The 14239-nt window shown below is 72.0% G+C and carries 10 protein-coding genes and 1 riboswitch; of the genes, 5 read left to right on the top strand and 5 right to left on the bottom strand.

Annotated features, from left to right (window positions below; all coding sequences use genetic code 11):
* Positions 1-8: 8 nt before the first annotated feature.
* A riboswitch (cyclic di-AMP (ydaO/yuaA leader) is annotated at positions 9-169 on the bottom strand.
* A gap of 208 nt (positions 170-377) precedes the next feature.
* Positions 378-1766 carry a M16 family metallopeptidase gene (locus ACIP4Y_RS34835; RefSeq protein ID WP_401400103.1) on the bottom strand — a complete coding sequence of 463 codons (1389 nt, stop codon included), beginning with the start codon at positions 1764-1766 and terminating at the stop codon, positions 378-380.
* On the bottom strand, positions 1763-3157 hold the full coding sequence (locus ACIP4Y_RS34830; RefSeq protein ID WP_401400101.1) for a M16 family metallopeptidase: 1395 nt from the start codon (positions 3155-3157) through the stop codon (positions 1763-1765). The genes ACIP4Y_RS34835 and ACIP4Y_RS34830 overlap by 4 nt, the downstream gene beginning before the upstream one ends.
* Before the next feature lie 297 nt (positions 3158-3454).
* Here ACIP4Y_RS34830 and ACIP4Y_RS34825 point away from each other — a divergent pair, with 297 nt between their 5' ends.
* Entirely contained in the window at positions 3455-5914 is a 2460-nt protein-coding gene (locus ACIP4Y_RS34825; RefSeq protein ID WP_401400098.1) for a DNA topoisomerase (ATP-hydrolyzing) subunit A, read from the top strand.
* Between the two features lie 16 nt (positions 5915-5930).
* On the opposite strand, the gene ACIP4Y_RS34820 is transcribed toward ACIP4Y_RS34825, so the two are convergent.
* Positions 5931-7022, bottom strand: coding sequence for a CobW family GTP-binding protein (locus tag ACIP4Y_RS34820; RefSeq protein ID WP_401400095.1), 1092 nt, complete (start codon positions 7020-7022; stop codon positions 5931-5933).
* 131 nt (positions 7023-7153) lie between these two features.
* Positions 7154-8320 (bottom strand): citrate synthase, encoded by a 1167-nt coding sequence (locus ACIP4Y_RS34815; protein ID WP_401400092.1) that lies wholly within the window; start codon positions 8318-8320, stop codon positions 7154-7156.
* Positions 8321-8433: 113 nt separating this feature from the next.
* Between ACIP4Y_RS34815 and ACIP4Y_RS34810 the strand changes: the two genes are divergently transcribed.
* The 4 genes from ACIP4Y_RS34810 to ACIP4Y_RS34795 all read left to right on the top strand — a co-directional run bounded on the left by ACIP4Y_RS34810 (position 8434) and on the right by ACIP4Y_RS34795 (position 13155).
* Positions 8434-9690, top strand: a complete 1257-nt coding sequence (locus ACIP4Y_RS34810; protein WP_401400089.1) for a citrate synthase — start codon at positions 8434-8436, stop codon at positions 9688-9690.
* Between the two features lie 54 nt (positions 9691-9744).
* Positions 9745-10686 carry a sucrase ferredoxin gene (locus ACIP4Y_RS34805; protein WP_401400087.1) on the top strand — a complete coding sequence of 314 codons (942 nt, stop codon included), beginning with the start codon at positions 9745-9747 and terminating at the stop codon, positions 10684-10686.
* Positions 10687-10798: 112 nt separating this feature from the next.
* On the top strand, positions 10799-12478 hold the full coding sequence (locus tag ACIP4Y_RS34800) for an ATP-binding protein (RefSeq protein WP_401400084.1): 1680 nt from the start codon (positions 10799-10801) through the stop codon (positions 12476-12478).
* The gene (locus tag ACIP4Y_RS34795) at positions 12475-13155 is read left to right on the top strand and encodes a response regulator (RefSeq protein ID WP_358647424.1); all 681 of its coding nucleotides are present in this window, start codon (positions 12475-12477) and stop codon (positions 13153-13155) included. The genes ACIP4Y_RS34800 and ACIP4Y_RS34795 overlap by 4 nt, the downstream gene beginning before the upstream one ends.
* Positions 13156-13181: 26 nt before the next feature.
* Here the strand turns inward: ACIP4Y_RS34795 and ACIP4Y_RS34790 are convergent, their stop codons facing one another.
* A complete protein-coding gene (locus ACIP4Y_RS34790) occupies positions 13182-14237 on the bottom strand; it encodes an ABC transporter substrate-binding protein (RefSeq protein WP_401400081.1) in 1056 nt (351 codons plus the stop codon).
* Positions 14238-14239: the final 2 nt, after the last annotated feature.

Raw genomic sequence — 14239 nt, 5'->3', positions numbered from 1 at the left:
TGGCTGGTCCTTTCCTTCCCTCTCGCCTACCGGGTTAGCTGACGGGTTCGGAGCAGGAAGGTCTCCTACGGGCCCCCTCGCAGCCGCGCGGGCGCCCGATTCACCCCAGGGACGGTGGGTCCCCGGCTCCCCTGGCTCGCGCCGTACGGGGACTCGGCGATGACTGTCCGGTGCCGCGGGTGCGGCGCACTGCCTGACGAACAGCCCGGATGACGCTACGGCGGCGCGCTTTCAATCCTCAAACGCAGCGGGGCTTTTGTAGCGCATCCCACAGGGCAGACAGGCAACCTCCGCCCCAAAACGGGCATCTGAGGGAACGAGTGGAACAGCAGGGCCCTGACGACCCGAAGGTCGCCAGGGCCCACGCGCGCGTGCCGTTACTCGGCCGCCACCACGGTCACTTCACCGATGCCGAGCGCCTCCACCGGCGCCTTGATCTGGGCCGCGTCACCGACGAGGACGGTCACCAGGCGGTCCACCGGGAAGGCGTTCACGACGGCCGCGGTGGCCTCCACCGTGCCCGTGGCGGCCAGCTGCCGGTACAGCGTCGCCTGGAAGTCGTCGGGCAGGTGCTGCTCGACCTGGTCGGCCAGCGTGCTCGCGACGGCCGCCGCGGTCTCGTACTTCAGCGGCGCCACGCCGACGAGGTTCTGCACGGCGACGTCCCGCTCGGCGTCGGTCAGGCCCTCCGCCGCGACGGTCCGCAGCACCTTCCACAGGTCGTCCAGGGCCGGGCCGGTGTTCGGCGTGTCCACGGAGCCGCTGATGGCGAGCATCGCCGCGCCCGTGCCGTCCGGCGCGGACCTGAGGACCTGCCCGAAGGAGCGCACGCCGTAGGTGTAGCCCTTCTCCTCGCGCAGGACGCGGTCCAGGCGAGAGGTGAGGGTGCCGCCGAGGCAGTACGTGCCGAGCACCTGGGCGGGCCACACGCGGTCGTGCCGGTCGGGGCCGATCCGGCCGATGAGCAGCTGCGTCTGGACGGCGCCGGGCCGGTCCACGATGACCACGCGCCCGGTGTCGTCCGCGGTCACCGGCGGCACCGGCCGGGGCTCGCCCGGGGTGCCGGTCCAGGCGCCCAGGGTGTCGCCGAGCAGCCCGTCCAGGTCGGTGCCGGTCAGGTCGCCGACGACGACCGCGGTTGCCGTGCCCGGCCGCACGTGGCGGTCGTAGAAGGCGCGTACGGCCGCGGCGTCGATCTTCTCGACCGTCTCCTCGGTGCCCTGGCGCGGCCGGGACATGCGCGAGGTCGCCGGGAACAGCTCCTTGGAGAGTTCCTTGGCGGCCCGGCGGGAGGGATTGGCCAGCTCGTGCGGGATCTCGTCCAGGCGGTTGCGGACCAGCCGCTCGACCTCGCTCTCGGCGAAGGCGGGCGCGCGCAGGGCGTCGGAGAGCAGCCCGAGGCCCTTGGCCAGGCGGGAGGCCGGGACCTCCAGGCTGAGCCGGACGCCGGGGTGGTCTGCGTGCGCGTCCAGGGTGGCACCCGCGCGCTCCAGCTCGGCGGCGAACTCCTCGGCGGAGTGCTTGTCGGTGCCCTCCGAGAAGGCCCGCGCCATGATCGTGGCGACACCGTCGAGGCCCGTCGGCTCGGCGTCCAGCGGCGCGTCCAGCAGCACCTCGACGGCGACGACCTGCTGACCGGGGCGGTGGCAGCGCAGCACGGTCAGGCCGTTGTCGAGCGTGCCGCGTTCGGGGGCCGGGAACGCCCAGGGCCTGGCCTCGCCCGGCTGCGGCTGGGGGTGGAAGTCCATGGTGGCGAGCTCGGTCACTTGGCCGTCTCCTCGTTCTCGTTGCCGGCCTCTACGGTGGCTTCCTGCTCCGGGTCCTCGGGGACCTCGGCGTCCGGGGCGGCCTGCGGGGACTTCGGCTCGTAGACGAGGACCGCGCGGTTGTCGGGCCGCAGACGGGCCTTGGCGACCTCCTGGACCTCCGCCGGGGTCACCTCCAGGACGCGCTTGACGGCGGTCAGGGCGAGCTGCGGGTCGCCGAACAGGACCGCGAACCGGCACAGTTCGTCGGCGCGGCCGGCGACCGTGCCGAGCCGGTCCAGCCACTCGCGCTCCAGCTGCGCCTGGGCGCGCTCCATCTCCTCCGGAGTGGGACCCTCCGCGGCGAACCGGGCCAGCTCCTCGTCGATGGCGGTCTCGATGACCGGCACCTCGACGTCACCGGAGGTCTTCACGTCCAGCCAGCCCATGGAGGGCGCGCCGGCCAGGCGCAGCAGGCCGAAGCCGGCCGCGACAGCCGTACGGTCCCGGCGCACCAGCCGGTTGTACAGCCGGGAGGACTCGCCGCCGCCGAGGATGGTCAGCGCGAGGTCCGCCGCGTCGCACGCGCGCGTGCCGTCGTGCGGGAGCCGGTAGGCGGCCATCAGGGCGCGCGCCGGGACCTCCTCCACGACGACCTCGCGCTTCTGCTCGCCGATGACGTCCGGCAGGGAGCCGTCGCGGGGCGCGGGCTTGCCGTCGTGGGACGGGATGGAGCCGAAGTACTTCTCGACCCAGGCGAGGGTCTGCTGGGGGTCGATGTCGCCGACCACGGAGAGCACCGCGTTGTTCGGCGCGTAGTAGGTGCGGAAGAACTGGCGGGCGTCCTCCAGGGTGGCCGCGTCCAGGTCCGCCATGGAGCCGATCGGGGTGTGGTGGTAGGGGTGGCCCTCCGGGTAGGAGAGCGCGGTCAGCTTCTCGAAGGCGGTGCCGTACGGCACGTTGTCGTAGCGCTGGCGGCGCTCGTTCTTGACGACGTCCCGCTGGTTCTCCATCGACTCGTCGTCCAGGGCGGCCAGCAGCGAGCCCATGCGGTCGGCCTCCAGCCAGAGCGCCAGCTCCAGCTGGTGGGCGGGCATGGTCTCGAAGTAGTTGGTGCGCTCGAAGCTGGTGGTGCCGTTGAGCGAGCCGCCGGCGCCCTGCACCAGCTCGAAGTGGCCGTTGCCCTTCACCTGCGCGGAGCCCTGGAACATCAGGTGCTCGAAAAGGTGAGCCAGGCCGGTACGGCCCTTGACTTCGTGGCGGGAGCCGACGTCGTACCAGAGGCAGACCGCCGCCACCGGGGTCAGGTGGTCCTCGGAGAGCACCACGCGCAGACCGTTGGCCAGGCGGTGCTCGGTCGCTGTCAGGCCCCCGGAGCCTGCCTCGGCTGTGGTCGTGTGACCCATGGGCATGTACGTCCCTTCGCGAGCGGAGGCGGTTGATGGAAACCGCGGTTTTCCTGCCGTTCCTGCCACTGTATGCAAAGCGTGCGGGGCCTCGGCGAAGTTCCCGCGGGACGTACGCCCACAGCGGATCGCGTAGCCTGCGTCGGACTCTGCTCCGCCGGTCCGGCGAGGCCCGCCCCGACCGGGTGGTGGCACGGGTTGTCAGTGCCTAGGTCCACAATGGTCCGCGTCAGATCCGTCAAACGCTTCAGCAGCACGAGCGCCCCGTAGGCGAGCGACCAGATCAGAAGGAGCCAGGCAGCGATGGCCCGCCGCAGCACGAAGACCCCGCCGCCCGACGATTCGTTCGAGGAGAGAATCCTCGACATCGACGTCGTGGACGAGATGCGTGGCTCCTACCTCGAGTACGCGTACTCGGTCATCTACTCGCGCGCCCTGCCGGACGCCCGTGACGGTCTCAAGCCGGTGCACCGCCGGATCGTTTACCAGATGAACGAGATGGGCCTGCGCCCCGAGCGCGGCTATGTGAAGTGCGCGCGTGTCGTCGGCGAGGTCATGGGCAAGCTGCACCCGCACGGCGACGCGTCGATCTACGACGCCCTGGTGCGCATGGCGCAGCCCTTCTCCATGCGCGTGCCGCTGGTCGACGGCCACGGCAACTTCGGCTCGCTGGGCAACGACGACCCGCCGGCCGCCATGCGGTACACCGAGTGCCGGATGGCCGAGGCGACGAGCCTGATGACCGAGTCGATCGACGAGGACACGGTCGACTTCGCGCCGAACTACGACGGCCAGGAGCAGGAGCCGGTGGCGCTGCCCGCCGCCTTCCCCAACCTGCTGGTCAACGGCTCCTCGGGCATCGCCGTCGGCATGGCGACGAACATGCCGCCGCACAACCTGCGCGAGGTCATCGCCGCCGCCCGCCACCTGATCCGGAACCCGAACGCCGACCTGGACGCGCTGATGAAGCACGTCCCGGGCCCGGACCTGCCCACCGGCGGCCGGATCGTCGGCCTGGACGGCATCCGGGACGCGTACGCGACCGGCCGCGGCACCTTCAAGATGCGCGCCACCGTCACGGTCGAGACCGTCACCGCCCGCCGCAAGGGCCTGGTGGTCACCGAACTGCCGTTCACGGTCGGCCCCGAGAAGGTCATCGCGAAGATCAAGGACCTGGTCAACGCGAAGAAGATCCAGGGCATCGCCGACGTCAAGGACCTCACCGACCGCGAGCACGGCCTGCGCCTGGTCATCGAGATCAAGAACGGCTTCGTGCCGGAGGCCGTCCTGGAGCAGCTGTACAAGCTGACGCCGATGGAGGAGTCCTTCGGCATCAACAACGTCGCCCTGGTCGACGGCCAGCCGCTCACCCTGGGCCTGAAGGAGCTGCTGGAGGTCTACCTGGACCACCGCTTCGACGTGGTCCGGCGCCGCAGCGAGTTCCGCCGCGGCAAGAAGCGCGACCGGCTGCACCTGGTCGAGGGCCTGCTGACCGCGCTGGTCGACATCGACGAGGTCATCCGGATCATCCGGTCCAGCGAGAACTCCGCGCAGGCCAAGGAGCGCCTGATCGAGCGCTTCTCGCTGAGCGAGGTGCAGACGCAGTACATCCTCGACACGCCGCTGCGCCGGCTCACCAAGTACGACCGGATCGAGCTGGAGGCGGAGAAGGACAAGCTCACCGCGGAGATCGAGGAGCTGACCCGGATCCTGGAGTCGGACGCGGAGCTGCGCCAGCTGGTCTCCGCCGAGCTGGCCGCCGTGGCCAAGAAGTTCGGCACCGACCGGCGCACGGTCCTGCTGGAGTCCGCGGGCGCCCCGGCGGCCACGGTGCCGCTGCAGGTGGCCGACGACCCGTGCCGGGTGCTGCTGTCCTCGACAGGGCTGCTGGCCCGTACGGCGACCGCGGAGCCGTTCCCGGAGGCGGCGGGCGCCAAGCGCGTCAAGCACGACGTGATCGTCTCGGCGGTGCCGGCGACCGCGCGCGGGGTGATCGGCGCGGTGACCTCGGCGGGCCGGCTGCTGCGGATCAACGTGGTCGACCTGCCGCAACTGCCCGAGCCGGTGACCGCGCCGAACCTCTCCGGCGGGGCCCCGCTGGCGGAGTTCGTCTCCCTGGAGGACGACGAGACGGTGGTCTGCCTGACCACGCTGGACGAGTCGTCCCCGGGTCTCGCGCTCGGCACCGAGCAGGGTGTCGTCAAGCGGGTGGTGCCCGACTATCCGTCCAGCAAGGACGAGTTGGAGGTCATCACGCTCAAGGAGGGGGACCGGATCGTCGGCGCGGTGGAGCTGCGCACCGGCGAGGAGGACCTGGTGTTCATCACGGACGACGCGCAGTTGCTGCGCTTCCAGGCCTCGATCGTCCGGCCGCAGGGCCGCCCGGCGGGCGGTATGGCGGGCGTCAAGCTCGCCGAGGGTGCGAAGGTGATCTCCTTCACGGCGGTCGACCCGGCCGCCGACGCGGTGGTGTTCACGGTGGCGGGCTCGCGCGGCACGCTGGACGACTCGGTGCAGACCACGGCCAAGCTGACCCCCTTCGACCAGTATCCGCGCAAGGGCCGGGCCACGGGCGGTGTGCGCTGCCAGCGGTTCCTGAAGGGCGAGGACTGTCTGTCGCTGGCCTGGGCGGGCCCGCTGCCCGCGCGCGCGGCGCAGAAGAACGGCACCCCGGTGGAGCTGCCCGAGGTGGACCCGCGCCGGGACGGCTCGGGCACCTCGCTGCCGAAGACGGTGGCCGTGGTGGCGGGGCCGGTGTTCTGAGCCGGGCGGCCCGGGTCTAGGCGGGCGGATCCTCCAGGTCCGCTTCCGTCTCGGCTTCCGGTTCGTCCGGGCCCTGTACGTAGCGCAGGACGCCCCACATGCCGTGCTCGTCGGCGTGCGGGGCGTCGTTCTTGCACCCCTGGAGCTCCTTGCCGAGGGTGTCCGCGTCGATGCCGGAGCCGATCAGCACGAGCTGGGTGAGGCGGGCCGCCTCGGGTGCCCAGGGCTCCGGGTAGAAGCGCAGGAACCGGCCGACGGCGTGTACGGCGTACCGGTTGAGCGGGTCGTACGGCCCGAAGTCGACGTATCCCTTGATCCGGTACAGCCCCTCGGGCCGGCTGTCCAGGAAGCGCATGAGCCGGCGGGGCTCCAGCGGAACGTCGGCGGTGAAGGACAGGCTGTCGTAGCCGGTGTGCAGGTGCCCGGCGTGGTCATCGGCGCCGTGGTCGTGCAGGTCGTCGAAGGACAGCTGCCCGACCCGCTCCTCGCTGGGCCGGCAGTCGAAGAGGAACTCGGGGTCGATGCGGCCGTAGGTGGCGGGGACGACGGCGGCGCGGTCGGTGAGCGAGCGGACCAGGCCCAGCACCCGGTCGGCGTCGTCGGTTCGGTCGAGCTTGTTGACGACGACCAGGTCGGCGAGGGCGAGGTGCCGGTCGATCTCGGGGTGCCTGGCCCGCGTGTCGTCGAACTCGGCGGCGTCGACCACCTCGACCAGACCGCCGTAGACGATGCCGGGATGCTCGCTGGCCAGCACCATCCGTACGAGTTCCTGCGGCTCGGCCAGGCCGCTGGCCTCGATGACGATCACGTCGATGCCGGTGGCGGGCGCGGCGAGCCGGTCCAGGTAGAGGTCGAGTTCACTGGCGTCGACGGCACAGCACAGGCAGCCGTTGCCCAGGGAGACGGTCGAGTCGCCGAGGGCTCCCGCGACGGCCATGGCGTCGATCTCGATGGCCCCGAAGTCGTTGACGATGGCCCCGATCCGGCTGCCTCCGCTGCGGTGCAGCAGGTGGTTGAGGAGCGTGGTCTTCCCGGAGCCCAGGAAACCGGCGAGCACGACGACCGGGATCTGCTGCGGACTTCCGCTGTCTACCGAGCTGTTCCCCAACGGGCGACCTCTCTGACGTACCAGCGTGCACCGGCTCGCGGCCCGGCGCACGGACGGGCGTGGACTGGTCGTCCAGGATACGAGCGGCAGGGAACGGTCCTTGTGCCCGCCGGCCGCGTCGCCGGCTCACGTCATCGGCCGGAGGCGACCGTCACCTGGGGATCCGGGCCGACGTACCGCGCCGCCGGGCGGATGATCTTCGGGTCGGCGGCCTGTTCCAGGATGTTGGCGCTCCAGCCGACCACGCGTGCCGCCGCGAAGGTGGGGGTGAACATCTCCCGGGGCAGGCCGCACAGTTCCATGACCACACCGGCGTAGAACTCGACGTTCGTGTGGAGTTCGCGGCCGGGCTTCAGCTCGGCGAGGATCGCCTCCACCCGGCGCTCGACCTCCACCGCGAACTCGGCCCGGGGGCCGCCGAAGCCGAGCGCGATCTCGCGCAGCATCCGGGAACGGGGGTCCTCCGTGCGGTAGACGGCGTGGCCGAAGCCCATGATCCGGTCGCCGGCGAGCACCCGTGCGCGGATCCAGGCGTCGATCCGGTCGGGTGTGCCGATGGCGTCCAGCGTGTCCAGGGCCCGGCTGGGCGCGCCTCCGTGCAGCGGGCCGGACAGGGCGCCGACGGCGCCGGTCAGGCAGGCCGTGACGTCGGCGCCGGTGGACGCGATGACGCGTGCGGTGAAGGTTGACGCATTGAATCCGTGATCAATGGTTGAGATCAGGTATTGCTCGACCGCACGGACCCGACGCGGATCCGGTTCCGAACCGGTCAGCATGTACAGGTAGTTGGCCGCGTACGAGAGGTCCTCGCGGGGCTGTACGGGATCGAGGCCCCGGCCCAGCCGGTACAGCGCGGTGAGCAAGGTGGGTACGGCCGCACAGGCGGCCACGGTGTCGGCGCGCCGCTGGTCCGGGTCGATGTCGTACACCGGCCGGAAGCCCTGGGCGGCGCCCAGCAGGGAGAGTGCCGTGCGCAGTCCGGCCAGTGGACCGGAGAGCCGGCCGGCCCCGGCGATCGCGGGCAGGGCCGTGCGGACGCCGTCGGGCAGGCGTCGCAGGGCGGCCGTCTCGGCGGCGAACGCGGCGCCGCGTCGCGCGTCCGGGAGCGTGCCGTGGATGAGGAGATGCCAGACCTCCTCGAAGCTGCGGGTGCGGGCGAGGTCGACGGCGGAGTACTGGCGGTAGTGGTAGAAGCCCTCCCGGCCCCGGACGTCACCGATCTCGGTCTCGGCGACGACGACGCCCGCGAGACCGCGCGGGGCGTCGACGAGCGGGGTGGCGGTCCTGTTGATGGCCATTGGTTTCCTCCCTGGACTTGATCCGACTGTCCATGCTTGACTGATTTCTTGTCAATGTTGATTGAATCAATGTGCTGTCATCAATGTGTGCAGAGACGACTACCGTGGCGCCCATGCGCGATCACGACACCCCTCCCCACCGGCCCGGGCGCCGGCTGACCACCAAGGAGACGGCCGAACTCCTCGGCGTGAAGCCCGAGACGGTCTACGCGTACGTCAGCCGCGGCCTGCTCAGCAGCAGACGCGAGCCCGGCGGCCGGGCCAGCACCTTCGAGGCCAAGGAGGTGGAGGCCCTCGCCCGCCGCAACCGGCGCGAGGCGGCCGGGAGTCCCGGCTCCGGCGGGGACCTGTCCGTCCGCACGCGGATCACGCTGATCGAGCAGGACCGGTACTTCTACCGGGGCGTGGACGCCGTCGAGTTGGCCGCCCGCCACCCCTACGAGGAGGTCGCGGAGTGGCTGTGGACGGGCCGGATGAGCCCCGGGGCGGCCTTCTCCGCACCCGAGACCACGGTGGCGGTCGCCCGCCGCGCGGTGGACGCCCTGTCCGAGCACGCCTCCCCCGCCGACCGGCTGCGGGTGGCGGCGATCGCCGCTGCGGCCGAGGACCCGCTGCGCTTCGACCTGTCCGAGGAGGCCGTGCTGAGCACGGCGCGCATCCTCATCCCGACCCTGGTCGCCGCGCTGCCGCCGGCCGCGTACGAGCGCAAGGACGACGGCCCGCTGGCCCATCGCCTGTGGACCCGGCTGACCGGCCGCCCCGCGGACGAGGGCTCCCTGCGCGTCCTGGACACCGCGCTGGCGCTGCTCGCCGACCACGACCTGGCCGCGTCGACGCTCGCGGTACGGGTCGCCGCTTCGGCCCGCGCGCACGCGTACGCGGCCGTCTCGGCCGGGCTGGGCGTGCTGGAGGGTCCGCTGCACGGCGCCGCCAGCGGCCTGGCCCACCGGATGCTGCTGGACGTGCTCGACCAGGGCACGGCGGTCCCCGTGATCGCCGCCGAACTGCGCGCCGGCCGCCGCGTCCCCGGCCTCGGCCACCGCCTGTACGCGGGCGAGGATCCCCGCGCGCGGGTGCTCTTCGGCCTCCTGGAACACCTCCCGCGCGCGGAGTCCGCGCTGCTCGCGGCCCGCGACATCGTGGCCACGACCGCCCGGCACGCCCCGCTGCACGCCAACGTGGACCTGGCCCTGGCGGTGTTCACCGCGTCCTCCGGCATGCCGGCCACGGCCGGCGAGACGATCTTCGCTGTCGCCCGCACCGCGGGCTGGATCGCCCACGCCCTGGAGGAGTACGGCGAGCGCCCGCTGCGCATGCGCCCCAGCGGCCACTACGTCGGTCCGCGCCCGCCGCAGCCCCTCCCGGAGTAGGACACGGCACCGGCCGGAAGTGCCCCCGGGGAGAGTCAGGTTAGGCTCACCTCTGTGAGTAGGTGTGCGACCGTCTCCCGGAGCCTCGACGAGCCGGTTTCCGGTACTGCTGCCACGGCGACGACGTGGCTGCTGCTGGAACAGCCCGGTCCGTGGGGCGTCAAGGCGCTCACCTCCAGTCACCTGGACCCCGCGCTGGGCCGGGCGCTGGAGGCCGCCGCCGACGGAACCGGCGTGCGCATCGCGCTGATCCGGCGCCCGGGGCGCCACGCCGACCCCGGCACGCCCCCGGTCCGGCGGGTGTACGCCGCGCACACCGTTCCGGGAAACGTATGGCTGCACAGTGCCACCACCCGCGATCCGGAGCGGCTGCTCGGACTGGACTTCGCCGGCCTCGGGACCGGCGACCACCGTTCCTTCGGCGCGGTGCTCGGCGGGCAGCCGCACCGCGGTGACCCGCTGGCGCTCGTGTGCACCAACGGCAAGCGCGACCGCTGCTGTGCCCTCCTGGGCCGTCCCCTCGCCACGGAGCTGGTCGCCTCCGGGGTGCGCGGCGTCTGGGAGGTCACCCATCTGGGTGGACACCGGTTCGCGCCCACGGTGCTCGTCCTGCCGTACGGCTACGCCTACGGCCGCGCCGAGGCGCACACCGTCAAGGAGGCCCTGCACGGCGTCCAGGAGGGGCGCGTGGTCGTCGAGGGGTGCCGGGGGTGCTCCGCGTGGGAACGGCCCGGTCAGGCGGCGGAGCTGGCCGTCCGGTCGGCCGCGGGCGAGTACCGGACGGGTGTGCTGAGCGTCGTACGGACGGCCGGCACGGCCCCGCGCTGGGAGGTCACCGTCGTGCACACCGACGGCCGCCGGTGGCGGGTCACCGTGGCGCAGGGGGCGTCGCTGCCGCCCCGCCCGGAGAGCTGTGGCGCGGCGGTGCTCGGCACGCCCGCACGGATGGACGTGGTCGAGGTGCGCGAGCTGAGGCCGACGGCGCTGGCGAGCTAGCCGCGCACCGGTGCCGTCACGCATGCCGTCCACCATTGATCAACAGGTGGATCAAGAGATCCACACCACACACCCTGGGGTGCTTCCGGCGGCCCCACGTACCGTCGTGGGTATGAGTCCGACTCCCCCCGCCCGCCGTCTGCGCCTCGGACTGCCCCGGCGGATGTTCTCCCAGGTGCTGCTGATGCAGGTGGCGATCGCCGCGGGAGTCGCGGTGCTCGCGACCGGGCTCTTCCTGGCTCCGCTCAGCAAGCAGCTTGACCAGGAGGCGATGCGCCGCGCGCTGGCCATCGCCGAGACCACCGCCCAGGACCCGCAGATCGCCGAGGGGGTCCTCACCACCCCGCCGACCAGGAACGGCCCGGTGCAGCGGGAGGCCGAGCGGATCCGGCGGGCCACGCACGCCGAGTACATCGTGGTGCTGAACCGGGACTGGGTGCGCTGGTCGCACCCCACGCCCTCGGAGATCGGCCGGCCCGTCTCCACCGACCCCTCCGACGCCCTGGCGGGCAAGGAGGTCATGGAGATCGACAAGGGCACCCTGGGACGCTCGGCGCGCGGCAAGGTGCCGCTGTACGACGCCGACCACCGCATCGTCGGCGCGGTCTCGGTCGGCATCGCCTACGACAGTGTGCGGGCGCGTCTGATCAGCGCGATCCCGGGGCTGTTCGCGTACGCCGGCGGTGCGCTCGCGGTGGGCGCGCTGGCAGCCTGGCTGATCTCCCGCCGGGTCCAGCGGCAGACCCGGGACCTGGCCTTCTCCGACATCTCGGCGCTGCTCGCCGAGCGCGAGGCGATGCTGCACGGCATCCGGGAGGGCGTCGTCGCGCTCGACCAGGGCGGCCGTATCCGCCTGCTCAACGACGAGGCGCGGCGGCTGCTGGGCATCGGCGACGAGGCCGTCGGACGGACCCCCGACGAGGCGCTCGGCACGGGCCGTACGACGGACGTGCTGGCCGGCCGGGTGACCGGGACCGATCTGCTCACCGTGCGCGGCCAGCGCGTGCTGGTCGCCAACCGCATGCCCACCGGCGACGGCGGCGCCGTGGCCACCCTGCGCGACCGCACCGAACTGGAGCAGCTGGGGCGCGAACTCGACTCCACCCGCGGGCTGATCGACGCCCTGCGCGCGCAGGACCACGAGTACGCCAACCGCATGCACACCCTGCTGGGGCTGCTGGAGCTGGAGATGTACGACGACGCAGTGGAGTTCGTCGGCGAGGTGGTCGGGGACCACCGGGCCACCGCCGAACAGGTCACGGAGAAGATCCAGGACCCGCTCCTGGCCGCGCTGCTGGTCGGCAAGGCGACCGTGGCGGCCGAACGCGGAGTCGCCCTGTGGGTGTCGGAGCGCACCCGGCTCCCGGACCGGCTGATCGATCCCCGGGGTCTGGTCACGGTCGTGGGCAACCTCGTGGACAACGCCCTCGACGCGGTCGCGGGCACCCTCCACGCGCGCGTGGAGGTCGAGTTGCGCGCGGAGGGCCGTACGGTCGTCCTGACGGTGCACGACACGGGCCCTGGAATCCCCGAGGACCAGCGGGAGTTGATCTTCACGGAGGGGTGGTCCACCAAGCAGCCGCCCGCGCACGGCAAGCGGGGCATCGGGCTCTCCCTGGTGCGCCGGCTCGCCGAACGGCAGGGCGGGAGCGCGACCGTGGGCACGGCGCCCGGCGGTGGCGCGGAGTTCACCGTGATCCTGCCCGAGGCGCTGACCGAACCGGAGCTGGAACCCGCGGTGCCCGAGAAGCCCCGCGGGGCCGCTGCCGTCGCCGAGGAGGAGGCGCGATGATCGAGGTCCTGGTCGTGGACGACGACACCCGCGTCGCCCGGGTCAACGCCGCCTACGTGGAGAAGGTCCCCGGTTTCCATGTGGCCGGCGAGGCGCACAACGCGGCCGAGGCGCTGCGCCAGGTGGAGACCCTGCCGCGGCTGGATCTGGTCCTGATGGACCACTACCTGCCCGACGACACGGGGCTCGCGGTCGTCCAGGAGATGCGCCGGCGCGGCCACCAGACGGACGTGATCATGGTGACGGCGGCGCGGGACGTGTCGACCGTGCAGGCGGCCATGCGACAGGGGGCGTTGCAGTACCTGGTGAAGCCGTTCGCGTTCGCCGGTCTGCGGGCGAAGCTGGAGGCGTACGCCGAGCTGCGGCGCACCCTGGACGGTGGCGGGGAGGCCGAGCAGGCGGAGGTGGACCGGATCTTCGGAGCCCTGTCCGCCCCGTCGGAGCCCGGGCTGCCCAAGGGGCACTCCCCCACAACGGCCGAACTGGTGCGCCAGGCGCTGCTGAGCGCCGAACGCCCGCTCTCCGCCCAGGAGATCGCCGAGCGGACGGGGGTCAGCCGGCAGACTGCCCAGCGGTATCTGAAGCTGCTGGAGCGCACCGGCCGGGCCCGGCTGACCCTCAAGTACGGCGACGCGGGCCGCCCGGAACACCGTTACGTGTGGGCGACCCGCGCCTGAGCGCGATGCATTGATTCATGCAGCAATCACTTGACCGCCTTGACGAACTCCGTCGTGTACGTCTTGCTCAAGTCGACCTTCGCGTTCTTGATGTTGGGGTTGAACGCCTTGAGCACCTTCTCGACGGTCTCGGGACCGCCCTGGGGCATCACGCCGTCGTCGGTGAACATCGGCAGGGTGCTCTTGATGGCCTGCGCGTAGAGGGCCTTGTCGCCCTGGGAGTAGTCGGCGGGCATCTTGGCGGCGATCTCGTCGGCGCTGTGCGTGGACATCCACTTGAGCGTCTTGACGAATGCGTTGGCCAACTTCTGGACGGTGTTCTTGTGTCCGTTCACCCAGTCCGTCTGCATGTACAGACTTGACGAGGGGTACGGCCCGCCGAGCGCCTCCTGCGAACCTTCGGGGGTGCGCATGTCGACGAGGATCTTCCCGGCCTTCTTGTCCAGGAGCGTCGCGACGGTCGGGTCGGTGGTCATGCCGCCGTCGATCGCGCCGTTCTGGAGCGCCGCGATGAACGTCGGTCCCGCCCCCACCGCGACCGGCGTGAACTCGCTGACGTTCACTCCGTTCTTGACCGCCAGGTACTTGGTGAGGAAGTCGGTCGAGGAGCCGAGGCCGGTCACGCCCAGCTTGCGTCCCTTGAAGTCCTTGGGCGAGGTGAGGTCGCCGGCGGCCTTGTCGGACACGACCTCGACCTCGCCGGGAGCGTGCGAGAACTGCACGACCGACTCCACCGCCTTGCCCTTCACCTGCAGGTCGAGGGTGTGGTCGTAGAAGCCGACCGCGCCCTGCACCTGGCCGGAGACGAGCGCGGTCTCGGCCTGGACCCCGGCGGGCTCGCTCAGGAGCTGGACTTTCAGGCCCTCGGCCTGGAAGTAGCCGAGGCGCTGGGTGAGCATCGCGGGCAGGTAGATGACCTTGTCCAGGCCGCCGACCATGATCTTGACGCTCTCGCCCCTGCCGCTGCCACCGCTGCCGGTGTCGGCCGTGGAGCTTGCCGCGTCGTTGGCGCAGGCGGTGAGGGAGGAGAGGCCGAGCAGTCCGGCGGCGGCGAGGGAGGCGTATCTGGCGGTCTTGCGCATGC

It is taken from the genome of Streptomyces sp. NPDC088810 (assembly GCF_044750305.1).
GTDB lineage: Bacteria > Actinomycetota > Actinomycetes > Streptomycetales > Streptomycetaceae > Streptomyces.
Note: the sequence above shows the minus strand (reverse complement) of the source record. Positions and strands in the feature narration are given on the sequence as shown.

Coding starts and splice junctions, on each gene's coding strand:
- ACIP4Y_RS34830 (WP_401400101.1), bottom strand. CDS start 3,157: ATGCCCATGGGTCACACGACCACAGCCGAGGCAGGCTCCGGGGGCCTG.
- ACIP4Y_RS34825 (WP_401400098.1), top strand. CDS start 3,455: ATGGCCCGCCGCAGCACGAAGACCCCGCCGCCCGACGATTCGTTCGAG.
- ACIP4Y_RS34815 (WP_401400092.1), bottom strand. CDS start 8,320: ATGGCCATCAACAGGACCGCCACCCCGCTCGTCGACGCCCCGCGCGGT.
- ACIP4Y_RS34810 (WP_401400089.1), top strand. CDS start 8,434: ATGCGCGATCACGACACCCCTCCCCACCGGCCCGGGCGCCGGCTGACC.
- ACIP4Y_RS34800 (WP_401400084.1), top strand. CDS start 10,799: ATGAGTCCGACTCCCCCCGCCCGCCGTCTGCGCCTCGGACTGCCCCGG.
- ACIP4Y_RS34795 (WP_358647424.1), top strand. CDS start 12,475: ATGATCGAGGTCCTGGTCGTGGACGACGACACCCGCGTCGCCCGGGTC.
- ACIP4Y_RS34790 (WP_401400081.1), bottom strand. CDS start 14,237: ATGCGCAAGACCGCCAGATACGCCTCCCTCGCCGCCGCCGGACTGCTC.